Consider the following 25,146-nt stretch of genomic DNA (forward strand, 5'->3'; position numbering starts at 1 on the left):
GAACAGCCCCCGCCGGACCAGGAACACCCGGCACACCCGGCACAGACGGACCCGAAACACCCGGCGAATTAGACGAGTTCGATTGACCGGCACCATTGGCTGGACCGGGTGCGGGAGCGCCCGGTTGGCCCGGCGGAGGGGAAACGCTCGGTTGTCCCGGTACGGCCGTGCCCGGCCGTGACCGCTGCTGATCCGGCCGGCTCGACCACGGCGTCACCGGTCCGGTCTGCTGGTCTTCCGCCGTTTCCGGCTCTTGCGCTGCTACCTCGACCTCGGCGGGCCAGATTTCAGCTGAGGTCATGATCTTCCCCCGGTTGTCGGTGCATCAGCAGGTGGAGGACGCTGGAGCGGTAGATTCGAGCAGCGGGTCGCAGGAGTTCATCCAACCTTCCTCACAAGTCGCTGTGAACTATCTGGCAGTTTGGACAATTCGCGCACGTCAGTGTAGATGGATTCGGACCGGCCTCCCCGTTCTGCCAGCGCTTCGCTTCCCGCAGTTGGGAAGCCTAGACAATGAAGGCGTCGAAAGTAGGTCTCACTCATGGTCGATCTCGGCGTACGCCGCTTCGATCGACGATGGGGAGTTCGATCGAAAGGCGGGCTTTGCCGTGGTGGGGCACCAACCTTGCGAGCCTCTGACCCAGGTGGTGTCGGCCGCAATGGACGCAAGTGAAGACCAGTCGACCGCCGTGCACCGGCGTTCCGCCTAGCATCCGGGAGGTGATCTCATGGGCTTCTTCGGCATTCCATGGTCGAGTGTCGGTAAGTTCGCGCTGACCACCGGCCTCACCGTTGCCGGTGGCGCGCTCGGGTCGGTCGTCCCGGGTGTCGGCACGGCGTTCGGCGTTGCGGCGGGCAGTGCCCTGGCCGGCTTCGCGACAGAGACGCTCTACGACAAAGTGGTCGAGGACAAAAGCTGGGGAGAGTCTCTCAGCAATGGCGCCGAAACCGGCGCCTTGGCACTGCTCGGAGGCGGAGCCGGTGGTGCTGCCCGGGCAGCATTCGCGGGTATGGGCGGACGAAACCTTGCCGGGCGGTTGCTCACAGGTGCGATTCGCCCAGGTGTCCAGAACCCGGCCGCGAACATCGGAGCCGCGTGGACCGCGCGCGGCGCGTCGTTGAATGCGGCTCGCGGTTGGTTGACCGGCGCCGGTGTGGGTGCCGGTCTTTCGGGCGTCGGGCATTCAGGGGGGTCAGGACCGGGGTCGTCTCCGGGGCAAGGGCAGTCGTACCCTGCCACGCTGCCGACCAAGCCACTCAATGCATCGACGACGTTTAGCACCAGCTGAGGGGTGGCGCTATGGCCGACATGCACCCGATGCTGATGCCCGATCGAAAGAAGATTCAGGAGGGCAGCTACCCCCCTGAATGGGTCTTCTCGGTCTTCACCGATTCCTGCTTCAAGACCTTGTATCAAAACTTCGACGGGATCTGGAAAATTCTCGGCAAAGATTCCAAGGGCGATCCCCCCACAGCTCCGGAAGTGCCGCAGGTCCCCCCTGCGAACATCGGCAGTTTCACTAACTACGCGGAAGTAGCGGTGCAACTTCAGCGGTCGTACACCGACCTGAACGGCAACGTCACCAAACTCGTGAACTCGATACGCGAATCAGGAAAATGGTCCGAGGCGGGGCAGAAAGCGACCAACAAGGTAATCGACGAAAAAGTCGTCGCGATGGCCCCTATCGCTCCACCTCAAGGCATCCAGATCGACAGCCATATCTTGACTTGGGTCAGCGCCGCCAACGATTCCCTTGCGAGCGAGATCGATGCTGTCAGGCAGGGGCAGAGCGGCGTTGCCAAGGATATCGACGATCAGACGAAGATGATCAAGGACCTGCAAGATCACATAAAGAAACTGGAGGCGGCGCAGGCCGATCCGGCGGGCACTCCGCCTGCCGTCGATACGTCGAACTGGCCGACGACCCCCGGCATCCCCGACCCGACGATCCCGCCGGCCGTGGACAACAGTGCCTTCCCCCCCGGCTTGGACGGTCTCGACGACCCGACCAGCCCCGGCACGACGCTGCCCGATCTGGACACCCCCGGTAGCCCCGGCTCGCCCGGTCAGACGCCGAGCAGCCTCGACCCCAGCGGGACCACGCCGGGCGTGACGACCCCCACCATGCCGAACGTGCCGCAGACCCCCGTCGCGTCGCCGATGGGCTCCGGCATGGACATGATGAGTTCCATGCTGCCGATGATGATGCAGCAGGCGATGATGCGGAACATGGCCGATCAGGACCTGAACAGCCGCCGCAGGGACCTGGATCCGAGCCGCTACGACGACGAACTCGATGCGGTGGCTCCGCCGCCGGTCGCGCCGCCGGTTACGGCCCAGCCCGCGGTCGCGCAGCCGTCCACGACGGCTCCGGCGGCGCAGCACACCGGGACGCCTGCCGGCACGACGTCTTCCACGCAGCCCACGGTGGCGCCGGGCCGTACCCCGGGCGCGGACGGCAGCGTGGAATACACCTTCCCCGACGGGCGCACGCAGAAGGTCTCCGCGATGGTGGCCCAAGCCCTGGACGCGGCGTTCGGCAACCGCAGCGGCACCGACGCGCAGAAGGCGTACGAGAAGACGTCGGCGAAGTGGTCGGACAAGAAGCAGATCGGCACCCCCGTCGACCCGTTCCAGCTGATGACCGGAGACGTCGCCGTGTGGGAGAAACGGACTGCGATCCTCGTGGTGTTCCCCTCCGACGATGGCGCAGGCACGATGGAGGCCATCGTCGACGGCGAGCTGAAACCGTGCAACCCACCGGAGATGACCGACAAGGCGGGAGAATTCGGTAGCTTCTCCGGGTTCGTGCACCCGAAGGGCATCGAGGTGACCGCGCCCGCGGACGGGGCCGCGCCCCCGTCCACGCCGGGTTCGGCCGATCAGTCCGCGGCCGCGGCAATGCCGGTTGTCGCGGCGGGCTGATCGTGCGAGCAATGTGACAGCGGCGGATGAGGAGAGGAGGTCGCGATGGCGCTGAATGTGGATCCGCAGGAACTCGTCGCTGCGGCATCGAAACTCGCCGCGATGGCGCGCGACACCGGGGCCGCGATCCCCGGCGGTTGGGTCGTGCCCGCGGGCGCTGACCCGATCTCGGCTGCCGCGGTGCCGCAGCTCAACGCGCAGACCGCGGCGCTGCTCAACGGAATGGCCGGTGTGCTCAACGATATTCAGCGCACCGCGTCCAACATCGGCGCGGCAGCCGCCGATTACAGCGCGGCCGACGACCGCGGCGCCCGGACCATCAACGGCAGCGGCGGTGAGCTCCTCGCCAATCCGGTCGGCGATGTACAGGAGATCGGCCAGCGGCGACCGCCCGCGCTGCGGTTCCCTGTCGCGGGCGGCGCGGTCGATCCGTTGACGTTCGCTCAGCAGCTGCACTCGGGTCCCGGGCCCGGTGCGGCGAAGGGATTCGCGGACGCGCTGCGCAAATTCGCCGGGGGCCCCCATCTGGCGGCCATCGAGGGAGTGAACTCGGCGGCGAAGTCGATGCAGCACTGGGAGCCGGTCGGCACCGCGGCGGCGACGGAACTCGGCCAGCGCCGCGGGTGGCTGGACCAGCTCGGCACCGGTCTGGGGATGCTGGCCGACGGAATCGACACCTACAGTGACGCGTTCCGCACCGCGAAGGCCAAACATCCCACGCCGGAGGAGATCATCGCCGCGCGCAAGGAGCTGATCACGGCGATGCGCTCCAAGAACGAACTCGGCATCCAGGCCGCCTTGGCGAAATTCAACGAGCAGAACGCTCGTTCGGCGGAGACGATCACCGGTTACTCCACCGAAGTCGGCTCCAAGGTCGGAGCGAGTGAGGGTGCCAGTGAGGGCGCGGGAAAGGGCGACGGCAGCGGCGACTCCAGCGCGTTGACCCAGATGCTGCCCGCCCTGATGAGCGCGATGGCCTCGGCCGGAATGCCGCTGAGTCAGCTCGCGCAGTCGGACGCGTCGGACATCGGTGACGACTACGGCCTCGACGAGTACGGCTACGACGATCTCGGCATCCCGAGTGGGCTCGGTACGGGCAGCCCGAGCGGGATGCCCTCAGGCAGCCCCGGTCTCGGCATCCCGGATGTCGAGGCGGAAACCGTCGCGGCGAGCGCCCTGCCGGTGGCTGCGGCGGCCACCCTGGGGTCGGGCATGCCGCGCGCATCGGTCATCGAACCGCTCGGTACCTCGTCGGCCGCCAACGCCGCTGCCGCGCGGGGCGGTTCGCCGATGATGCCGTACATGCCGATGGCGCCGGGCATGGGCAACTCGGGCAGCAACAACGACCGCAACCGGGTCGTGGCCTGGCATCCCGACCGCTTGATGTATGTCGACGACACGCCGCACACCGAAGCGGTGATCGGCGAACGGCCGACCATAGCTCCGACCGTGACCCCCCCGACGCCCACACCGAGCAACCAGACCCCTTCCCAACCCGGAGGTAACGCATGAGTGAGCACAGCGAGGTGGAGTCGTGAGTTCCATCCACCCGGACGTGCAGGCGGCTTTGGACGCCGCCCGCGATCTCCGGCACCGGATCGCCGAGATGCGGGAGAAGATCGACAACATCCGGGCCCGCAGGCCGTCGCCGAGCGGCGCGGTCATCCCGGAGGTCGACGCGATGGGCAAGTTGACCGATCTCTACCTCGCTCCGGGGACCGCCGCGCGCCTCACCGGCCCGGAACTGGTAGCAGAGATCATGGCCGCCATCCGGGAGAGTACCGCCGATGCGGCGCGGCAGTACCAAAGCGTCATGGAGACGCCCGTCGAGGGAACCGAGCCGGTCGCCACCGCTTCGGGGCAGTCCGGATGACCGAGCCCGCCCCGGACGTCACCGTCGCCGACACCGTCCGGTGGCTGCACGACGAGGGGCTGGTCCGGCTGGCCGGGGTGGCGGAGGGCATCTCGGAGACGATCGTCGCCTACACGATCGACGTCGCCACCGGAACCGTCTCCGCGCATCCCGCCACCGGCGGCGGTGTCGGCGCGGACGTGGTGTCGCTGGCCGCCGACGACCTGCCGTATCCGGTCGGCACTGCCCGGCGTCTGGTGATCGCCGGTGTCACGACCACGGACGCGGTACTGGTGGTCGACTTGGCGGCGACCCTGACGATCGCGATCAACGCCGACCACCCGGAGCAGACGGCCCGGTCCTGGGTGCTGCAACTGCTGTTGAACCCGGAGATCACGATCACCACCAACAGCGCGGACGTCGCCATCGGCAGCAGCGCCCGGTTGCGGCAGAGTTTCATTCCAGGCGGCGGCGCGACCCTGGTCAACGTCGACGACACCCGCCCGCCGGTGACGGCGGTGACGTTGAACCCGGCTACCGAAGGTCCCGACCATCTGGACGTGGCCCCGGACGGCACGGGGGAGCTGTATCTCGGTGCCCGGTTCTGGCAGTTGCGCCAGATCATGCGCATCGAGGACGCCGCCTGGTCCGTGCTGGCGGCGCGCCTGGAATCGGTCACCGACGATTCCGACTACCTGACCGATTCCCGCCCCGGCGAACGACTCTCGGAGACCAACCGATGACCGACATGCACCCGATCGAGGTAGACGACTACGACTTCGACGACGACCAGTCGGAGGCCGCCGCACCGGACTGGCGGAACATGACCTACGAGGTGTTCAACCCCGACCACACCGTCGGCGTCGGATGCGACCGGGACGGCGAGATCATCGGCCTGTACATCACCGATGACGCCCGCGACAACGGCGACGAGTGGTTGGCGTCCCAAATCGTGAAGCTCGCGCGGCTGGCGCACGCGAAATCGCGCGTGGGGTTGCGGGCCGAGATGGAGTTCAAGGGGACCCGTTCCTACACGATCGACTCGTTCGATCTTCCGACCGAGGCGTCGTATCGCGCCATGGAGGAAGCCGAGTTCCGACGCGACACCTGAGTTGCCGACCGCCGCAACGGCGAGACAGGACAGCGACATGACCGACGCATTCGATACCGACGACCCGCACGAAGTGGTCGCCGCCGCGCACAAGTTCCGGACCGCGATCGCCACGGTCGGCGGCCAAGTTGAGCAGATCATCGCTGGTTTCGTCGTGCCACGGCGACCCGAGTCGGAGATCGATCGGCAACTGGTGGCGTGCACGGACAAGTGGATCAAGTCTCCTTGCGAAGCCGCCGTACACGCAAACGGCCGCCGCGTGGACGCGACCACACAGGTCACCACCCAGGTGTCCTACACCCACGCCGACGCCGATCACGCCGGAGCCGCCGCGGTGCATCGCCACACCGAATCCGTCTGACTCGCTGATGGAACCGGAGCGCGACAGTCCGTACTGGGACGCCATCGTCGGCGACAACTGGCCGGCGATCTCACCGGGGGACTGGAGCGCGCTGGAACGTCTCGCGCGAGACGGCGCGGGGGCGTTGGACTTGCTCGACGCCGAGAGCAAACGCCGCGGCTTCGACGAACATGCCCGCTCCAGTGCCGGTCTGCAGCCGATCAAGGACGACATGCTGCGCCAGCGGATGAACCCGCAGGCCTTCGCCGACGCGCTAGAGGCCGCGGCGGACACCTTCCGGGACTTCTCCGACCTGGTGTATCGGACCCGCAACAAGATCTTGGACATCGTCGAGGAGACCACCTCGCGGATCAACGCGACGAGACGCGCGGCCGCGGCGGAAGAGGACGAATCCGATGCTCAGGCCCTCCGTAACCGGATCCCCGGCATGATCGCCGCCGCCAGGGACGACGTGGAGGATGTCGTTCGCGCGGCGCTCGGTTCGATCAGCCCGCAGGGACTGCCCAGTTTGGGCTTGATCGCCGACGCGCTGGGGCAGCCGGGGCCTTGGGAGCCGGGCCACCGCAGTGCGGACGACCACAGCGGGGACGTCCATCACCAGCACCGGCCCGCGACGGACCACTCCGGCAATCCACGGCACGACGGCTCGCCGCGGACGAATCGGCCGAAAGACGATTTCCCGGTCGGGGTGCCCCCGCAAGATGCCGACGACCGACCGGTGACCACCGATCCGTTCGGCCCGCTGTTGCCCGGTGACGAGCTCGGGGAGCGACCTGATCCCGTTGGTACCGAGGACAGCTCCGCTCCGCCGTCGACCGGACCGGCGCCGGATCAGTACATCCCTGGTGGACCGACGACTGTCCCGGTGAACACCGCGCCCGGCGGTGGCGGCTTGGATGACGGGCACGGTCTGCCCCCCGCGGGCGTTCCGCCGCGCGGGCAGGTCACCGGCACCGAGCACATGGCGCCGGGCCGGGATGTCCCGGTGGACAGCGATGCTGAGGACGTGGCCGGTCCGAATGCGCGAGATTCCCATCGGAGCGATCCCGATGTCCCAGCCGAGGCGGCCGAGTCCGCGACCCCCGACCGCTCCAGCACCGTTGCGGCGGCGGATTCGCACGACACGCCAGCGCCCGAGCAGTTCACCGGTTCCTCCGCGTCCGCGGCCGACCCCGGCACGTCGGTGCCGCCGCCGCTGATCCTTCCGCCACCGGTCGCGGCGCCTGCTTCCACCGCACCGTTCGCACCGTTCGCACCGGCCGCCTCGGCCGCTCCCGCTGGAACGGCGGTCTCCGCTCCGGCGGCACAGGCCGGCTCGGTCCCCCCGCCGCAAGTGCAGGCGAAGCAGACCGCTTCTCCGCCCAGCGAATCGCGTGCGCCGGTCGCCGCCCCCAAGATCACGGCGGCGAGCGCGGGCCCGCCCCCGGGTGCGGGCGGCGGCGCCAAAGCGCAGCCACCGGAACGGACCGAGCAGCACGCGGACGCGGGTAAGGACGGCGCGGACGACAGCGACGAGTCGATGCGCACTGTGGTCGGTGCGGCCATGACGTCGGCGGCCGCCCCGGCATTCGTCCTGGGCGAGCGAGTGGACGGCGATCTGGTGCTGGCCCGCACGCTGTTGAGCGGGGTACTGGCGGCGGGTGGGGACGCGGTTCTCGGGCTCGGCTGGGCGGTTTCGGTGATGCGTCATCCGAGCGGCATCAGCGCGTTCGTCACCTCGAACGAGGGCCGCGGCTGGATACCGGCCGGGCTGTACCTGCCGCGTGAGATATCCACGCCATGGGTGTGGGAGGTGGCCGAGAACGCGTGGGAGGGCGTCGCCGATCCCGCACGCGTGCTCGCGGAGTTCGCGATCGCCTGGGGACGCAAGTCCGGTGCCCGGCTGACCGCTGTCGCCTCCTCGGCGGACGTCGATGCCGATCTGCGCCGGCAGCTGGGTGATGTGCCGATCGAAGGCGAAGTGACCGCCTCGTCGGCGATGGACTTCAGCGCGCCGAGGCCGAGTCTGGCGGACCGCCTCGAACTGGTCGGGGCTCCGGCGCTGGTGCGGCGGGTCGCGGCCACACCGGAGTCGGAGATCGGAGCGCGATGCTGGGAGTTGGCCTCGGACGCGCACGCTCGCGTCCACAAGGCCGGTCTCGGCTCGCCTGCCGCCCTGGGCGCGCCCGCGGCACGCGAGCGGATCCTCGGCGCGCTGCGGCAGCGCCGCGAGGTGTCGCAGGAATTGTGGGAGGAGCTTCGGGATGCCGACGACCTGCTCACCGCGACAATGCTGTCGCACCGCGCCGATGTGTCCAGGGTTGCGCTGGGTGAGCTGCGCGCCGACCAGGCCGACGGCAGGCACGCATCGGAGATGAGCGCGCTGCGCGCCATGGTCTTCGAGCGGCGTTGCGACGAACTCGTGCTGCTGCTCGCTGAGGCGGCGACTCGGCAGACTCTGCGCGACGCGGTGTACGCGCACGCGCAGATCGTGAGTCACCCGGGTTTCGTCGCACCGGCTCCCGCCCCCGCCGCGCCCGCTCGGCGACCGACCATCACGGCGGGGCCGGGCCGCTGAGCGGAAGCCGAACGCCGCGTCGAGTAACGCGTCGCCGCATACCGACTCTGGAGCGACCGCGCACCGGGCAACCGTCTCGCACTCCCCATCTCTGGGAAGAATCGACAATAGGGGGACGTGTGGTGGGAAAGGATTTGATCGAGCATGCCGAACAGCATGGAAATCGACCCTGCCGTTTTGCGTCAGCTGGCCGACCAGCACGACCGGGTCGCGCACGACACCAGGGAATGGGCCAAACCGCCCACGGAATGGCTCGCGAACTTCCTGCCCACCTACGGCAAGATCGCCTATCCGGTCTACGAAGCGCTGGAACGGTACTACGACGCCCGGCAGCGGGCGGGTGAGGCGCTGGCCAGCGAACACGATCGCACCGCTGACTCGCTGCGCGCGTCCGCGAACGCCTACGAACAATCCGACGAGGATTTCGCCAACCATATCCGGCAGGCAGGCGGCCTGACCGATACACCGTCCCCGACGGCGCCGCCCGGAACCTCGACCGATCCGTTCGGTTCGAACCGCCCGATCACGCCGACCGGGTCCGCGCCCGGTGATGGCCCCGTGACGGCCGGTCCCGGTTCGTCCGCGCCGGTGTCCACCGATCCCGCTGCGGCGGGCCCCGGCACCGCCGAGGACAACCCGCTCGCGACTTCGCCGGGCGGACCCAACGGGGCATCGCCGACGGGTACCGGCGCGACCGCCGCTCCGACAGATACGGGGAGCACCAATGGCGCGGGCACGCCGAACGCGACCGGAACGTCGACACCCGGTGGGCCGTCGAGCACCGGCGTGACCGCGCCGGCGACGGCAGGCGTACCGCCCGCGGGAGTCGGCCCGCTCAACGCGACCCCGGACGATCGAGCCGCCACGCAGCCGCCCAGCGGCGCGACGGGCCGAACGGACATGCCGCCCATGCCGGTGCCGGTCGCGAGCCCGTTCGCCGCCGCCGTCGCCTCGGCGAAGGACAAGGAGGCCGAACCCGCGTACGTGGTGGGTAGCCAGGTGAACGACGACCTGGTGCTGGCCAAGACGCTGCTCGGCAGCGTTCTCGCCGCGGTGGATTCCCCGGTGGGCATGGCCTGGGCTGTCGCAGTGATGCGAGGTCCCGGGGGAACGGGCGTCTTCATCACGTCGAACGAAGGCCGCGGCTGGTTGCCCGCCGGGCTGTTCCTGCCACTCGAGGTCTCCACTCCGTGGAACTGGGACGAGTTGCTCGCCGCCGACGACGGCGCGGGATCGCCTTGGGAGGGCGTCACCGACCCGGCCCGGGTATTGGCGGAATTCGGCCTCGCGTGGGGCGCGAAGGCGAACGCGAATCTGTCGGCCCTCGTCTCGTCCGGGCCGATCGATCCCGGCTTGCGCTCACGATTCGGAGAAGCGGCGATGGAGGGGCTCGTCAGCCCGTCCTACGACGTCGACCTGCGCGAGTTCACCCCGGATACGGCCGACCGTCTCGGCTTGACCGGTTCGATCGCGGGGCTGGAACACGTCTCGTCGGTACCGGACACCCAGGTGTTGTCGCGCTGTGTGGAACTGGCCGTGGATGCCCACGGGCAGGTCGGCCGCTCCGGATCGGTACCCGCCGAAGCCGCCGCGTCGCGCCGGGTCCGGGAACGGATCCTGGCCGACCTGCAAGCCGGAAGGCCGGTGTCGCGCGAGCTGTGGGACGAATTGCGCGACGCCGACGACCTGCTGGCGGCGTCGATGCTCGGGCAGCGGGTCGACGTGGGCCGGGTGGAGATCGGGCAGCTGCGGCTGGACGCCGGGGTTTCGCCGTTGCGCGGCATGGTCTTCGAGCGGCGCTGCAACGAACTGGTGCTGCTGCTGGCGAACGAGCCGAGCAGGCAGACGCTGCGCGACGCCGTCTATGCCCATGAACAGATCACGCTGCACCCGCAGTTCGTCTCGACCCCGGCGCCCGTCTCCACCGCCGTGCAGCCCGAGCGTGTCGCCCGGCCCGCCTCGGTTCCGTCGGTCACCGCGCCGGAAGTCGCCGGAGGGCCGCCGCCTACCGTCGTGGCCGCGCCCTCGACGCCACCGCCGCCGGTGTCGCCTTCGGAGCAATCGTGAAAAACGTTCCGCGGTAAGGGACCGGCGCTGTCCGGGTCGCGGCAGGCCCGTCCTGCCGCGACCCGGGCAGCGCTTTTCTCCATTCGACGACGAACTATTCCGACTCGCAGGCGCGCTCGACGAGACGATGCGACGCGTGACCGGTGACGACACGAGCCCCAGCAGCTCGCGGACAGCCACCCACAGACGGGCAGCGGCTGTCCCGCGATGAGCGATCGACTTCGATGACGGGGATGCAGAGCATTCCCGGGCCGCTCCTACCCGCCCGGTGCCGCGCTGCCGCAGCTGGCAGATCGGTGTGATCGACAGAAACCGATACGGCCGCACCGCTTCCCGGACCCGTTCCGGCCGGTGCCCGGATCCACCCATGCGACGTGCGCGGATCGGTATGACGTCGGTAGCGCGCAGTCCGCCTCCCTCGGCACCGAATCGGCGAACGGCGCAGTGGCTTGCCGACCGGAAAGGCGCTGGTTGGGGCTACGTCTCGATGACGGGACTGGGTTCGGCTTCCTGTTCGTCAACGACAGCCGCATCCTGCGTGGGCTCCCCGCCGGGCCGGTCGGACGCGGTGCGGTCCCTGGTCAGCCGAACCGGTATCACGCCGGGTGCCGTGGTCGTCGCCGGAGCGGCGTTCGGATCGTCGGCCGGTGCGGTATTCGCCGCCGGGGCGGCGGTGACCCCGCCGGGCTCCGCGGTGGCCGGTTGTGCGGCGGGCGGTTGCGCGTTCGGATCGCCCGGGGGCGGCGCGGCAGCGGGCGCGGCCTGATTACCGGGCGGCGGTGCCTGGCCCGGCTGTCCCGGAGCGCCCTTGTGCTCGTTCTCCTCGGCTTTCTTCGCCTTGTCCTCGTCGGCTTTCTGCATCATCTCGGGTATCTGCGAGATCAGCGGCATCGCCGCCATCGGCAGCATCGCGAGCATCGGCAGCAGCGACGACAGTCCTCCGTCACCACCCCCGCCGCCACCGCTGCTCCCGGCGGATGTGCCCCCTCCGCCGTTCTGACCACCGCCGTTCGAGTTGCCCTTTCCTTTGCCGTTGGCCATATCCTCGTTGAGGTCGGCGATCGCGGTCACCTTGTCGTAGACCGCCTCGACGGCGGCGGCGACCGCCTTGAGCAAGGGAAGCTCCTGAGCGGGCTTGAGTTTGGCGCTGCCCGCGGCCTTCAGCTTCGTATTCAGGTCGGTCACGATGGTTTTGATGGACCGCAGGGCCTGCACCTGTTCGGCGGCGACCGTGACGGAGGTCTTGACCACCTGGTCGTCCATCTGCAGCAATTTCAGCTGCCTGGCCTCGACCTTGTCGACGGTCTTGCGGTACTCGTCGTCCGCCTCGCCTTTGCCGAGGGTTTCGTAGATCGCGGGCTTGAGCAGGTCGTCGACTTTCGGCGGGGGAGTGGTCATCCCACGGCCGAGCAGGTCCACGGCGGTCTGAATGGCGGTGTCGGCCAATGCGATGAAGGCGCGCAGCCCTTCCGACGCACCCGGCGGGCAGTGCAAATCGACCAGCCAGAAGTGCTTGGCCTCGGAGGCGTAGCTCGCGAGGGGTGCGGATGCCGACACCGCCGCCTTTTTGGCTTCGGTATTCGTCGCCGTCGTCACCATGCCGCCGCCACCGCCTCTCAGAAGTCCTCCCATTGTCTCCGCTTCCCGATTCTGGGAAGTGGTTCATAGTTCGATTACCCACCCAGGAATGGGAATACGGCCGGATCGGTCCGGGCGACACAATATCGAGAAGAGTGTGAGAGGCGGTCGGTGATGAGCGATGGCGAGTCGGTCGAATGGCGCCGACACTGACGAACGACCTGGACGGAGTGCTCCGATCGCTACTCGCGCTGTACGGCGACGGCCAACCCGCGGGCCAGGCGGCGAGTGTGACCCAAGCGCTCGCCGCCGATCTGCGGGTCGCGTCCGGGGCGGTGGCCGTACGGTACGGCGAGGCGCAGGGCATGCAGCTGTCGGTCGCGGAATCGCATGCGGGCAAGGACAGCATCGTCGGCAAGACCGTCGGCGAGTCCGGTGACGGAACGGTCAACGGCCGCGGCCGCCTGACCAATCACATCGCGGACTTCCAGAGCCGGATGCAGGCGATCGCCGCGGTGGGCGATACCCGCTTCAGCGGTCCCGCGTTGCTCGATGCCGCGCAGTCCACCATCTCCAACGCCACCAAGCAGGTCGACGCCGATGTCGCCGCCGCACGGCAGCAGGCCGCGCAGATCATGCCGCCCGCGACACCGCCGACCCGGCAGGCCCGGCACGGCGGTGCGCCGCGCAGGCGGCGACGGACGCGCTCGAGGTCCAGATCCGCTTCCCGGCTGCGCCGCAACGATATGGTCCGCTCCGACGGGACGAAGGGCGGCAACGCGGTGCTGGCCGCCAGCAACTGGCTCGGTACGCCCTACGTCTGGGGCGGGGGCGGCGCCGGTGGACCCAGCGGCGGCGGGTTCGATTGCTCGGGTCTGACGCAGTACGCCATCGCCCAGGCCAGTCACGGAGAAGTGGTGCTGCCCCGAACGACGTACGAGCAGATCTACAGCGGCGTCCGCGTGCACCCTGAGGATGTACGCCCAGGTGACCTGGTGTTCCCCGCCGGATCATTCAGCACGCGCGGGCCCGAGCACGTGCAGCTGGCCGCCGGCAACGGCATGGTCATCGAGGCGCCGTACACCGGCTCGACGGTGAAGTGGTCGCGTATGCCGAGCGAAGCCGTCGTCGTGCGCGTGCTGTGAGCCGATGATCGGGGAGGAGAGCGCAGCGTGGCTATAGACATCCCCAGCGAGGTCGCGCTCTTCCTCAACATCTGCGGCGTCCCGTACCCGGACATCAACGAGGATGACGTGCGCGCCCTCGCAGGACATGTGCGCACCTTTGCCGAGCAGGTGCAGGGCACGCACGATTCGGCGACCGGCGTGATAGACCAGATGGGCGCGTTCTACTCGGGGGAGTCCTACCAGCAGCTGGTCGCCACGTGGGCGGCCATGAGTTCGACCCATATGCGGCAACTCGAGAGTGCGTGCAAGCTTGTGGGGCAGGCACTCGAGGTGGCGGCGACGGTGATCACCGCGGTGAAGGTGGCCGTGCTGGCCGAACTCGCCGCCCTGGCCGCGGCCTACGCCTCGATCATGGTCACGCCGCCGCTCGCTCCCTCCGCGCCGCTGGTCGCCGCCGCGGCGCGCCGGCTGTGCGAGGAGATGGCGCAGTACCTGATCGGCTACATCGTCGCCGAAGTCATCGGCAAGGCGATCGAACCGCTCGAGCAGGCTATCGATGACATGGTCAAGGGGATCGTCTACGACGCCACCCGCGACGCGCTGGACATCCCGTCGTCGGGCAAACCCGCGCCGCTGCGCATCGACCCGGACGCGGTGCAGCATTTCGCGAAAGTGCTCGACGATCACGCCGACGACATCATGCGGCACGCGGCGACGTTCGCGGAGAATGTCGCGACACTCGACTTCACGACATCGACGCCATTCGATGACGCGGTGCCTCCCGCCGCGACGGCCGGCGGCTCTCCCCCCGGACCCGTACCGACCCCGGAGCAATTGATTCGCCGGCACGGCGAACAGCCCGAGTCACGCTTCGGCCCCGCCGCTGCGGCAGGGCCGAAGGTCCTCGCCGGACACGGAATCGGTGATGCGCGCGTCCCTGCCGCCATGCGCGACGCCGCGAACCCCCCAGCGGTCGGGGAACGAGCGGCCGATCGAAACGGAGACGGAGGCGGCGCGGGTACGCCGGACCGGACCGGCGACCGGTCGGCCGCACCCGCCGGGACCGAACCTAGTGATCCGGCATCGGATCCCGCGAAGATGTCGCCGGTCGCCGGCGTCGCGCCGAACGACGCGAACCCGAACGCGTACCGGTCGGCAGAAGTCGCGAGTCCCCATGCCATATCCGCGCGGGACGGCGCGGACGCCGCGCGGGCGGCCGCCCACGACGTCGCGCCCGAGGTTCCGGTACCGCGAGCGTTCGATTCCGAGGTTCGCCCAGCCGGCTCCGAGTCGGGCGTCGCCGCAGCCGCCGGCGACGTGCCCCCGGTCGGCACGCGCGCCCCCGACAGTCCCGAGATGGGAGGTCCGCTGACCGGCGCGGCGGCCACTCCATGGGGACGTGCGGGGCAACCACCGGTCGCGTCGGATCCTGTTCCGAAGCCGGCGCATCCCGCGAAGGTTCCGCCGAAAGTACGTCGGCCCGCGGCCACTCCGTGGGCCAGGAAACGCCGGACGCGGGAGGCTCCCGCCGTGGTGCACGCTCCGTCCACGAGGCCGCCGCTGCGTTCGGTGCCGGAAAAGGGTTCCGAAGGAAACGGCGCGGTGAGCGCCGATGTCGCCGACGCGCCCCTGGCGCCCTCGCGAGTAACGGCTCCGGCGTCCGATCGCATCGACCCGCCCCTCCCTGACCGAAAACGCCCGTGACGCAAGAAAACCCATTCCCAGATGCGGGAATGGGTTGCTGAGTCCGAAGGTTGGCAGTGGTAGACGTAGACCATTCGAGGCTGCGGCTCTGGTGTCCAACCCCCACAACGGCCGGTGGCCTGCCGGTGCCACCGGCCGTTGCTTTTGGGTTCAGATCGTCGGGATGAGGGACCGGCGATCTGTGTTCAGACAGTACCCTCTTCTGTCGGAACGTTCAATAGCGTGCACCTAAATAACGGCAAGAATTTTGCGGATGGCCCGTGACCTGCTGCGCGGCGGCTGGGGGGACCGGATCGCGGCTGGCCAGCCGCCGCCGAAGGGGTCGTCTGCAGGCGGATGATTGCCGACCCCGAGGTAAACATACCGTTAACTGACGGCACGTTCAAAATTGGCATGTGAGGGCCGCGGCGAGGGCCGCCGCCATGCTTCCCATCATTGGGAAGTTGCCGAGTCCGGAGCGTGACCGCCGGAATCTATCGTTCGAGCAGGCTAGATCGGCGGAAGGGAAGTCCGAGTGTCAGCGGCCGAGGACGCGTTCTACACGGGTGTTCAGAATCTTGGGTTGGTCGCCGGTGGCGTGCGCAACGAGCAGCATGCGGCGGCGGCGTTTCGGGCCGCCACCGATCTCGACCCGGACATGTGCGACGCCTGGCTGGGGCGCGCCATGGCGGGGGAGGTCACCTCGGAGGTGATCTACGGCGCCTACCGCTCGGTGCACAATCTCTACCGCGACCAGCAGCGGGCCGGGCTGGTCGATCGCGCGCTGTGGTGCCAGGTCGAGATCGGCATGTACGGACTGCGCGTCGCCATGGCCGACCGCGATCAGATCGCCATCGCGCAGGCGTGCTCGTATGCCGAAGGCGGTGAATGGCAGGAAGCCGCGGCGATTCTCGACGAGGTCCCCCGCGACGACGTCTCCGACTTCGTGCGCATGTCGCTGTACTTCCGGACCAAGCAGTGGCCGGAGGTGCTCGCCCTGCGCACCGCGCGGCCGGCGCTGGAGGACGGCCTGCTCGACATCGCCGCCGAATTGATGACCGCCCAGTCGCTGGCGCACCTGGGCCGCTTCGGTGAGGCCATGCCGCGCGCGCAGCGGATCGTGGAGGACAGTTCCTCTGGCAGTCTGTCCTACATCTGGGCCGACGCGCACTTCCTGCTCGGCATGCTGATGCGGCACAACGGCGATCACGACGCCGCCGAGAAGGTCCTCAAGGGCCTCCAGGGTTCGGCGCTGTGGCCCGAGCGCGAGGAATGGCAGCGCGCGGTACGGGACAAGTCGTACCGATTCGAGGTCGCCACGGCGGAACTCATCGCGTCCCGGACCAACAGGTGGGACCCGAAGACGGGTGACGATCCGCGCGAGGCGGCCGCCACTGCGGCGCGGGCGGAGCGCGAGAGTCTCCTCACGGAGGCCTCGGACCTGTTGCAGGCGCAGATCGGCATGGATTCGGTCAAGGAACAGGTCGACCGGCTCAAGTCCGGCGTGCTGATGGACCAGGTGCGCGCCAAGCGCGGGCTCGCGGTGGATTCCAAGTCGCAGCACCTGATCTTCTCGGGTCCGCCCGGCACCGGCAAGACGACCATCGCCCGCGTGATCGCCAAGATCTTCGCCGGCCTGGGTGTCGTGGAGAACGCCGATGTGATCGAGGTATCCCGCAACGACATGGTCGGCACCCACCTGGGTCATACGGCGCCCAAGACCAATGCGCTGATCGACTCGGCGCTCGGCGGTGTGCTCTTCATCGACGAGGCGTACACGCTGATCCAGGAGGGTCTTTCCGGCGGCGACGCGTTCGGTAAGGAAGCGGTGGACACGCTGCTGGCGCGGATGGAGAACGATCGCGACAAGCTCGTGGTGATCATCGCCGGATACGAGGACCAGATCGATCGGTTCCTGGCGTCCAACGACGGCCTCGCCTCGCGATTCACCAAGCGCATCCGTTTCGCCAGCTACGGCGCCGACGAGTTGGTGCAGATCGCCGAGCACATCGCACGGAACAAGGACTCCATCCTGTCCGAGCAGGCACGCGAGGTGCTGCGCCTGCGCTGCGAGGAGTTGGCGGGGCAGACCAAGAACGGACGGCGGCTGATCGATCTGGCCGGTAACGGTCGTTTCGTGCGCAATGTCGTCGAGGCCGCCGAAGCCGAGCGCGACTACCGCTTCACCAGGGAGAACGCTGATATAGCCGCGATGACCGACGAAGAACTCATGACGATCGACGCGTTCGACGTCAGCGCGGCGCTGGAGGGCTTGGCGCCGAGCACGCGGGTGTGAGGCGTCCGCTGATCCGATATTCCCGGAGGTGGGAATAGGGATCGTATTCACGCTGTGACCGCTGGTTACGGTGTGGTTGGCAGGGCGGCGGAAGGAACGAGAACCGGTGGCGCGCTTCCGGGTTGTGACGAAACACCAGATCTCCGGCTGGCGTTTTCTGCTGCGCCGGATCGAGCACGCGCTGGTCCGTCGAGATGCGTCGATGATCGATGATCCGCAGCGCGGTCGTTCGACCGCCTTGTCCATCGGCATCGCGCTCGCGTGCGTGCTCATCGCGGGCGCCGCCGTGCTGGCCTTCTTCAAACCCGCCAAGAAAGTCGGGGACTCGAAGATCGTGGCGGAGAAAGACACCGGGGCGCTGTTCGTGCGGTTGAACAACCGGTTGTTCCCGGCACTGAATCTCACGTCGGCACGGCTGATCGTCGGTTCTCCCGACAAGCCGGTGCAGGTCTCGCGGGACGAACTGTCGAAGTTCCCGCGCGGGCCGTGGGTCGGCATTCCCGGTGCGCCCGGCAGCATCGTCGACACCGATGAGAGGGATTCGTCGTGGACGGTCTGTGACACGGCGCGAACCGGTGCTGCCGCGCCGGTCAACCCCTCGACCGGCCTGCCGACCTTGAGCCGCTCCGCGGTACGGACCACGGCGATCGGCGGTCCGCTGACCGTGGACGGCGACGCCAACCGCCCGCTGGGTGACGGCGAGGCCCGTCTGCTGCGCGACGACACGACGACCTGGCTGGTGTACGGCGATGCCGAGAAGGGCGTGGTGCGCGCCGCGATCGACCTCGCGAGCACCGCGGTGGCCATGGCGCTCGGCATCGACTCGACGGCTCCGGTGATGGCGGCTTCCAAGGGCCTGGTCAACGCGATTCCGGAGGCCCCTCCGCTGCGAGTGCCCGACGTGCCGGGTAAGGGCGAGTCGATCACGCTGAACAACGGATTCACCACGCCCGTCGGGTCGGTACTCACCGTGTCGGCGCCGGATCAGGGGGCTTCGTACTATCTCGTCTCGCAGACCGGGCTGGTGCGGATCAGCACCGTGTTGGCGGCGATGGTCCGGAACGCGGACTCGCAAGGTTCGGTGTCCACTCGCGCGGTCGGGCCCGACGTGATCGCGGCGAATCTGCGCCCCGGACAGTGGCCGGGCACCGCGTCCTACCCGACCCGTCCGATTCGTCTGGTCGATCCCGAACGGTCCGGCGTGACCTGCTTGCATTGGGCGCGCACCGGAAACGATCCGAACGCGACCACGGAACTGTTGGTGGGCAGGCAATTGCCGCTCACGAAAGACGAGCAGGGGCGCGCGGTGGACCTGGTGACCTCCGCCGCCTCGCGCGGCACCACCGCCGATGCGGCATACCTGCCCAGAGACACCGGCCGTTTCGTGCAGGTGACCGGCGCCGAAGCGGGGTCTCCGCTACGGGAATCGCTCTACTGGGTGTCCGACAGCGGCGTCCGCTACGGCATCATCGCCGATCCGAGTAGCAGCGGCGGTACCGATCCCTCCCTGATCGCCCTCGGACTGCGGGCTCCGGTCCCGGCGCCGTGGAGCATCATTTCGCTGTTCGCGGTCGGGCCCGCCCTGTCCCAGAAGGAAGCTCGCATTCAACACGACGGAATTCCGAACAACAAGATCGTTGCCGGGCTCGGAGGTTCGTAGTGACCACCACTCGCCGATTCGTCCGGCCCGCCCGGACGGTGCGCGGTCCGAAGGCCCCCGCCGTGACCGAGTTGCGGCTGCAGCCGCCGACCGAGCTGCCCAGGCCGGTTCCGGCATCGCGGCTTCGGATGATCATGCCCGTGGTCATGGTGGCGGCCATGTGCGGGATGATGGTCATGATGTTCCGCGGCGGCGGAACCATGAACCCGATGATGCTGATGTTCCCGGCCATGATGCTGGTGTCGATGTTCGGCATGATGGGCGGCGCGCTCGGAGGCAACTCCAGCGGCGGCGCGGCGAGCCTCAACGAGGAACGTAAGGACTACCTGCGCAGCCTCACCGACAACCGTAAGACGGTGCACGCGGCGGAAGCCGAGCTGCATGCCTTCCTGCGCTACACCCATCCCGGCCCCGACGAAATCGCCCGGCTGATCGGCGGCAAGCGGATGTGGGAGGTCCAGGTCGCGAGTCCGCAGTTCCTGCGGGTGCGAGTCGGCCGTGGGCGCATCGCCAACCAGGTGCGCGTCATCGTTCCCGAAGCCGCGCCCACCTCCGATCTGGACCCGGTCGGCGTCGTCGAACTGACCCGTTTCGCCAAGGCGTACTCCACGGTCGGCGGCATGCCCGTCGCGATCAATCTGCTGTCCGCGCCGCAGGTCGGCATCGACGGTGACCCGCAGCTGGTGACCGGCTTGATCCGCGCGATGATCGCCGAGGTCGCGGTGCTACACGGTCCGGACCAGGTGGCGGTCGCGGCAGTGCTGTCGGATCCGGACGCGCCGGAATGGGCGTGGCTGAAATGGCTGCCGCACACCCAGCATCCGAACGAGACCGACGCCATCGGCTCCAGCCGGATGATCTACCGCACCGTCGCGGAGCTGCGCACCAAGGTGCTGGCGGGGCTCAATCGAGGTCCGTTCTCGGCGAATTCGCAACCCACTCTGGATCGCACGCACTACCTGCTGATCGTCGACGTCGCCGGACCCGCGAGCGACCGCGACATCTCCGGCATCGATGGGTGCACGTGGCTGCGGCTGGGTGCCTCGGAGCAGAATCTCCCGCGCGCGCTGCGCTTCTCCGTCACCGAGGACCGCTCGCTGAACGAGGTGTCCCCGCGCGGGGTGCGGCGCGTCGGGGTGGCCGATTCGCTGTCCGTGGCGGCGATGACGTCGATGGCGCGCAGCCTCTCGCCGTACCGGTTGTCCACGGTGGTGGAGGCGGTGGCCGCTGAGCAGGCCAGTGGCGGTACGTCTTGGGAGGAGATGGTCGGCGTCTCCGACCCCGGCGCTATTCGCGTCGAGCAAGTGTGGATCCGGCGTCGCGACGAGGACCGGGCTCGCCTGAACATTCCGTTCGGTCACGATCCGGCCGGCGGTGTCGTCTATCTCGATATCAAGGAATCGGCCGAAGAAGGAATGGGCCCGCACGGCATGTGCATCGGCGCGACCGGATCGGGTAAGTCCGAATTCCTCCGTACGCTGGTGCTTTCGGCGGTGGCGACACATTCCCCGGATGTCTTGAACCTGCTTCTCGTCGACTTCAAAGGTGGCGCGACCTTCCTCGGATTCGACCGGTTGTCGCACGTGACGGCCGTGGTGACGAACATGGAAGAAGAAGCCGACCTCGTCACCCGTATGGAAGACGTCATCAACGGCGAAATGGCGCGGCGGCAACGCATTCTGCGTGACGCCGGCAATTTCGCCAGCGTCGCCGACTATGAGCGCGCCAGGGAGCAGGGCGCGGATCTGCGGCCGTTGCCCACGTTGTTGATCATCCTCGACGAATTCGCCGAATTGCTCGAGCAGTACCCGAACTTCTCGAAGCTCTTCGTGGCCATCGGCCGACTGGGCCGATCACTGCGCATCCACCTGCTGCTCGCGTCGCAGAAGGTGCCGGCCAACCGGATGGGTGAGCTGGAAGCGCACCTTTCCTACCGCATCGCGCTGCGCACCAACCAGACCAGTGACTCCCGCGACGCGATCGGCACCGCGGACGCCTATCACCTGCCGAAGAAGCCGGGTGCGGGTTATCTGCGGGTCGGCTCCGGCGACCTCCAGCGGTTCCAGGCCGCGTACGTGGGCGAGAAGTACTCGCCTCCCGCGCAGGTGCTGGCGGCCTCCGCGCAACGCGCGCGACGGCCCGGTGGCGGATACCGGCCGCCGCAACGCTTCACCGCCGGGCATATCGCGGACACTCGGCCCGCGGTGGTCGAGCCGGTGGTCGTCCAGGAAGCGACCGAGGCCGCCGACGGCGAGTCGATCACCGTGATGGAAGCGGTGCTGCAGCAGCTGGCCCGGCACGGAAATCCCGCTCACAAGATGTGGCTGCCGCCGCTGGTCACGCCGCCCACTTTGGAGCGGATGATCCGCGCCGTGCCCCAGGGAGCGTTGCAGATGCCGTTGGCGCTGGTGGACAAGCCGCGTCAACAGCGTCAGGACGTCTGGTCGGTCGACATGTCCGGCGGCGGCGGGCACATGGCCATCGTCGGCGGTACGCAGTCCGGCAAATCGACGGCGCTGCAGTCGTTCATCCTGTCTGCGGCGCTGACCCATACTCCCGAACAGGTGCAGTTCTACTGCCTGGACTTCTCCGGCGGCGGTTTGTCGTCGTTGGCGAATCTCCCGCACGTGGGATCGGTCGCCGCGGCCAGGGACGGCGACCGCATCCGGCGCACGATCGCGTTGGTGACGAACCTGCTCGAGAGCAGGCAGTCGCTGTTCGCCGAGTTCGGTATCGACACCATCCGGAAGTTCCGCACGGTGCGGGACGGGCCGGGTGGGGCGCCATGGCTCGACCGCGATCCCTACGGTGATGTCTTCTTGGTCATCGACGGATGGGACGTCGGCTTCGGTACGAACGGCCCGTACTACGACGAATACACCCCGGTGATGGAATCGCTCGCCCTACAGGGTTTGAACTACGGCATCCACTTGGTGGCGAGCAGTTCACGCTGGATCGCTATTCGTCCCGCGATCAAGGACCTGATGCAGACTCGCGTCGAGATGCGTCTGGGCGACCTGGCCGACACGACCTTCAATGTCCACCGCGCTGTGGTCGCGGCGATCCCCGCCAATCGGCCGGGCCGCTGCATCTCGATCGACGGCCTGCACATGCTGACGGCGTTGCCGCGCATCGACGGGGTGGGCGATGCAGAGACGGCCGCGGAGGGCCTCGCCGCCGCCAGCGCCGAGATCATCCAGCGGTACCCCGACAGGCGCGCGCCGCAGGTGAAACTGCTGCCACCGCAGGTGGGCATCGACGAGGTGCGCGCGGGATGGCCGGTGCCGCAGACACTCGCGCAGCGACTCGTCGTGCCCTTCGGTCTCCGGGAATCCGATTTGCGGCCGGCGACGATCGATTTCAGCGTGTCGACGCACTTCATCGTGCTCGGCTCGACCGGATCGGGGAAGTCGACCGCATTGGCTGCTCTGCTGGCGTCCATTCAGCGTCAGTATGACCCCTCGCAGGCACGTGTGCTGCTGATCGACTACCGGCGTAGGCATTTGGAAGCGGTGCCGCCGGAAATGCTCATCGGGCACGTGACCAACGAGCGTGACCTGCATGATGCGCTGCCGGCGCTGGTGGAGAAGATGCGCTCGCGGCGCCCACCGGAGAATGTGACCACGCGGCAGCTCGCGGAAAGGTCCTGGTGGAGCGGACCTGAGGTCTTCGTCGTGATCGACGACTACCACATGATCGCGCAGCGCGGCGCGTTCAATCCGCTGGAGCCCCTGAAGGAGATCATTGTCGACGGTCGAGACACCGGCTTGCACGTCATCGCGGCACGCAACATCGCGCAAGCGGATACAGCGTTGTACGACAACGTGATCGGCCAGATGAAGAACCTCAATTCCTCCGGTCTGGTCATGGATGGCTCGAAGCTCGACGGCATACTGATCGGCGACGTGCGAGCCACCAAGCAGCCGCCTGGACGCGGAATCTACGTGGAGCCCATGAGTTCCCGTAGAGACCTCGTCCAGGTGGCCTGGGCACCCCAGCAGATGTGATTCCGGCGGGTCGTCCCAAGGTTGGGAATGAATTACGGTTTTCTTAGCAGCCGCTCGATCCGAGCTGGTAGTCACGCTCGATTGGAGTCTCGCCATGGCGCTCCCGGATGTTGGCAACATGCTGCCGGACGTGCAAGAGGCCGAGACCGCTCCCCGGTGGACACTCGGGTCGATCTCCGGCAGGGCTCTCGGTTCGCGGATGTCGTCGAAACGGTGGCCAGGCAGTGGAACCGCGCGGAATTCCGCTGAGCGACGTCGGAAGGCACTCGGATACTGCCACGCTGGTGTCGGCCGCTCGGTGCGATCGTCGAAGACGGGACGCCACCGCAGCGAGAGAGATCCATGCTTTCGCAGCGGTATTCGATCCCGAAGTAACTCAGGAGGTGCCGGTACTGAAGAAGCTCTCCGCGAGCGGTGTGGTCGAGGACGTCGATGTCGCGAGTCGCGTATCGACGAGTCCGCTACACACGTTGTCAACGTCCTCGGCGAATCCGTCCGAGGCAAGGTAAACGCCCCATAGGATAGGAACAGATATGGCCATCGGCTACACCGGCAGCGAGGATGACATCAACACCGCCGCCAAGAAGTTCTTTACCCACGCAGACACCTTCAAGAACCATTTGGGCATTCTCGAAGGAATCAAGATGGAGTACGCGCCCGCGGTCCAGGGCGCGACCGGAAATGCCATCCAGCAGGCGATGCAGGGAGCTCTCGACAAGGGCGGAAAGCTGCACTCGACCTTCATGGAGATCGTCGACGCACTGAATATCGCCGGATCGACCTTCGGTAGCCAGGACCAGGAAAACGCGTCGCAGGTCAACAAATACAATCTCAACTTCTGATGCCGGATCTGCAGAAGAAAGATATCGGGAAAGGTCTCCGAAAATGGTTTTGAAGAACGATTACAATGCCGTTGAGGGCCTGGTGATCCGCACCAGTAAGGCGCTCGAGGACATGACCGTCAACAAGGAGGAGCGGAAAGCGGTGGCCGCTCTGCTCGAGCAATATTTCCAAGGTGACGCCGGTAGCGAAAACGGACGCCTGCAAAGGCGCATCGATGGCCTGATCACCCAGTACAACGAGGCGCTGGAGAGTCTGAAGGCGGCCACAAAGGGCGTGTCCGGCATCGATGGCCAGTTCCGCGTGGTTGACCAGGGTCAAGCCATGAGGTTCTCGCAGATCGGGCTCTAGCAACTCCGTGGTTCGAATCGCCCTTCCGGTCCCTGCCCGTTGCGCAGGTCGTACGAGCCGGGCCGGTGGGTCGATCGAACACCGTCTCGGCGTTCGGTCGGTGCCGAGCGCTCGAGAGCATACCGATCAACACCCCGCTGTCGCCCTCGACGAGTCCGTTCCCACGGACATCGTCGAGGGCGATCGCGTATCGGGACGTCTTCTGCGATGGTTGAGGAGGCAAGTCCGCAAATCTTGTCACGTGACGTTCCGAGTGCTGTCGCAGAGGGGGTTTTTGCCGACGGCGCAGAGCTGTCGGGCGTGGCCAATGGGGTTCCGGCCACTATGCCCACTCGTGGGAATAGCTTAACGTTCTGATTGCACCGCTCGATGCGAGCACGGCGCCCTTCGTTAGGAGCTCTCCATGTACTTCAGTCTCACTCCAGGGCAACTTCCCGCTATCGCCGCGCAAATGAGCACAGGGACCACGGATCTAGCCGGGACGATGGTTGCGTCCGCGGCGGGTAGTGTGCCGCTTCCGCCGGGCTGCGACGACGTGAGCAGGCGCATCACCCAGGCATTCTTCGGCTTCGCCACCAACCTCTTCGACAAGACGGCGCAGGGAGTGGGGCATCGCATCAACGCCGAGCCGCACCTGCCCGAGGTGGACGCCTGCTATTGCGCGGCGGATGCCGCTGGTGACAGCCAGATCTCCGCCAAACGTGTAGCGTTCGGCGAGTAGTCGGAGCCG

18 protein-coding genes are annotated in these 25,146 nt (G+C 67.9%); 17 read left to right on the forward strand and 1 reads right to left on the reverse strand.

Going from position 1 to position 25,146, the window contains the following annotated elements; all coding sequences use genetic code 11:
- The first annotated feature begins 728 nt into the window (after positions 1-728).
- The 9 genes from NA8_RS34175 (at position 729) to NA8_RS29740 (ending at position 10,874) form a co-directional block, all read left to right on the forward strand.
- Positions 729-1,289, forward strand: a complete 561-nt coding sequence (locus tag NA8_RS34175) for a hypothetical protein (RefSeq protein ID WP_157106991.1) — start codon at positions 729-731, stop codon at positions 1,287-1,289.
- Positions 1,290-1,300: 11 nt separating this feature from the next.
- Positions 1,301-2,926 (forward strand): hypothetical protein, encoded by a 1,626-nt coding sequence (locus NA8_RS29705; RefSeq protein ID WP_063053628.1) that lies wholly within the window; start codon positions 1,301-1,303, stop codon positions 2,924-2,926.
- A 45-nt stretch (positions 2,927-2,971) separates the two neighbouring features.
- Positions 2,972-4,438, forward strand: a complete 1,467-nt coding sequence (locus NA8_RS29710) for a PPE domain-containing protein (protein WP_063053629.1) — start codon at positions 2,972-2,974, stop codon at positions 4,436-4,438.
- A gap of 22 nt (positions 4,439-4,460) precedes the next feature.
- On the forward strand, positions 4,461-4,799 hold the full coding sequence (locus NA8_RS29715) for a YbaB/EbfC family nucleoid-associated protein (RefSeq protein ID WP_062975009.1): 339 nt from the start codon (positions 4,461-4,463) through the stop codon (positions 4,797-4,799).
- Complete coding sequence (locus NA8_RS29720; protein WP_174550158.1) at positions 4,796-5,521, forward strand: hypothetical protein; 726 nt, start codon at positions 4,796-4,798, stop codon at positions 5,519-5,521. The genes NA8_RS29715 and NA8_RS29720 overlap by 4 nt, the downstream gene beginning before the upstream one ends.
- A complete protein-coding gene (locus NA8_RS29725; protein WP_063053630.1) occupies positions 5,518-5,889 on the forward strand; it encodes a hypothetical protein in 372 nt (123 codons plus the stop codon). Before NA8_RS29720 ends, NA8_RS29725 begins: the two co-directional genes overlap by 4 nt.
- 37 nt (positions 5,890-5,926) lie before the next feature.
- Positions 5,927-6,250, forward strand: a complete 324-nt coding sequence (locus tag NA8_RS29730) for a hypothetical protein (RefSeq protein WP_063053631.1) — start codon at positions 5,927-5,929, stop codon at positions 6,248-6,250.
- Between the two features lie 7 nt (positions 6,251-6,257).
- Positions 6,258-8,807, forward strand: a complete 2,550-nt coding sequence (locus tag NA8_RS29735; protein WP_063053632.1) for a hypothetical protein — start codon at positions 6,258-6,260, stop codon at positions 8,805-8,807.
- A gap of 144 nt (positions 8,808-8,951) precedes the next feature.
- Entirely contained in the window at positions 8,952-10,874 is a 1,923-nt protein-coding gene (locus NA8_RS29740) for a type VII secretion target (RefSeq protein ID WP_063053633.1), read from the forward strand.
- A gap of 477 nt (positions 10,875-11,351) precedes the next feature.
- Here the strand turns inward: NA8_RS29740 and NA8_RS29745 are convergent, their stop codons facing one another.
- The gene (locus tag NA8_RS29745; protein WP_157106992.1) at positions 11,352-12,506 is read right to left on the reverse strand and encodes a hypothetical protein; all 1,155 of its coding nucleotides are present in this window, start codon (positions 12,504-12,506) and stop codon (positions 11,352-11,354) included.
- 143 nt (positions 12,507-12,649) lie between these two features.
- Here NA8_RS29745 and NA8_RS29750 point away from each other — a divergent pair, with 143 nt between their 5' ends.
- The 8 genes from NA8_RS29750 to NA8_RS29785 all read left to right on the forward strand — a co-directional run bounded on the left by NA8_RS29750 (position 12,650) and on the right by NA8_RS29785 (position 25,137).
- Complete coding sequence (locus tag NA8_RS29750; protein WP_063053635.1) at positions 12,650-13,597, forward strand: C40 family peptidase; 948 nt, start codon at positions 12,650-12,652, stop codon at positions 13,595-13,597.
- A gap of 27 nt (positions 13,598-13,624) precedes the next feature.
- Positions 13,625-15,283: a WXG100-like domain-containing protein gene (locus NA8_RS29755; RefSeq protein ID WP_063053636.1), complete on the forward strand. Its 1,659-nt coding sequence runs from the start codon at positions 13,625-13,627 to the stop codon at positions 15,281-15,283.
- A 514-nt stretch (positions 15,284-15,797) separates the two neighbouring features.
- The gene (gene eccA, locus NA8_RS29760) at positions 15,798-17,558 is read left to right on the forward strand and encodes a type VII secretion AAA-ATPase EccA (protein WP_063053637.1); all 1,761 of its coding nucleotides are present in this window, start codon (positions 15,798-15,800) and stop codon (positions 17,556-17,558) included.
- 106 nt (positions 17,559-17,664) lie between these two features.
- Complete coding sequence (eccB, locus tag NA8_RS29765; RefSeq protein WP_063053638.1) at positions 17,665-19,218, forward strand: type VII secretion protein EccB; 1,554 nt, start codon at positions 17,665-17,667, stop codon at positions 19,216-19,218.
- On the forward strand, positions 19,104-23,225 hold the full coding sequence (gene eccCa, locus NA8_RS29770; RefSeq protein WP_245664059.1) for a type VII secretion protein EccCa: 4,122 nt from the start codon (positions 19,104-19,106) through the stop codon (positions 23,223-23,225). Before eccB ends, eccCa begins: the two co-directional genes overlap by 115 nt.
- Positions 23,226-23,758: 533 nt before the next feature.
- Positions 23,759-24,067, forward strand: coding sequence for a WXG100 family type VII secretion target (locus NA8_RS29775; protein ID WP_063053640.1), 309 nt, complete (start codon positions 23,759-23,761; stop codon positions 24,065-24,067).
- A gap of 43 nt (positions 24,068-24,110) precedes the next feature.
- Positions 24,111-24,416: a hypothetical protein gene (locus NA8_RS29780; RefSeq protein WP_063053641.1), complete on the forward strand. Its 306-nt coding sequence runs from the start codon at positions 24,111-24,113 to the stop codon at positions 24,414-24,416.
- A gap of 451 nt (positions 24,417-24,867) precedes the next feature.
- A complete protein-coding gene (locus tag NA8_RS29785) occupies positions 24,868-25,137 on the forward strand; it encodes a hypothetical protein (protein WP_169810581.1) in 270 nt (89 codons plus the stop codon).
- Positions 25,138-25,146: the final 9 nt, after the last annotated feature.

Source organism: Nocardia arthritidis NBRC 100137, assembly GCF_001612765.1.
Taxonomy (GTDB): Bacteria; Actinomycetota; Actinomycetes; order Mycobacteriales; family Mycobacteriaceae; genus Nocardia; species Nocardia arthritidis.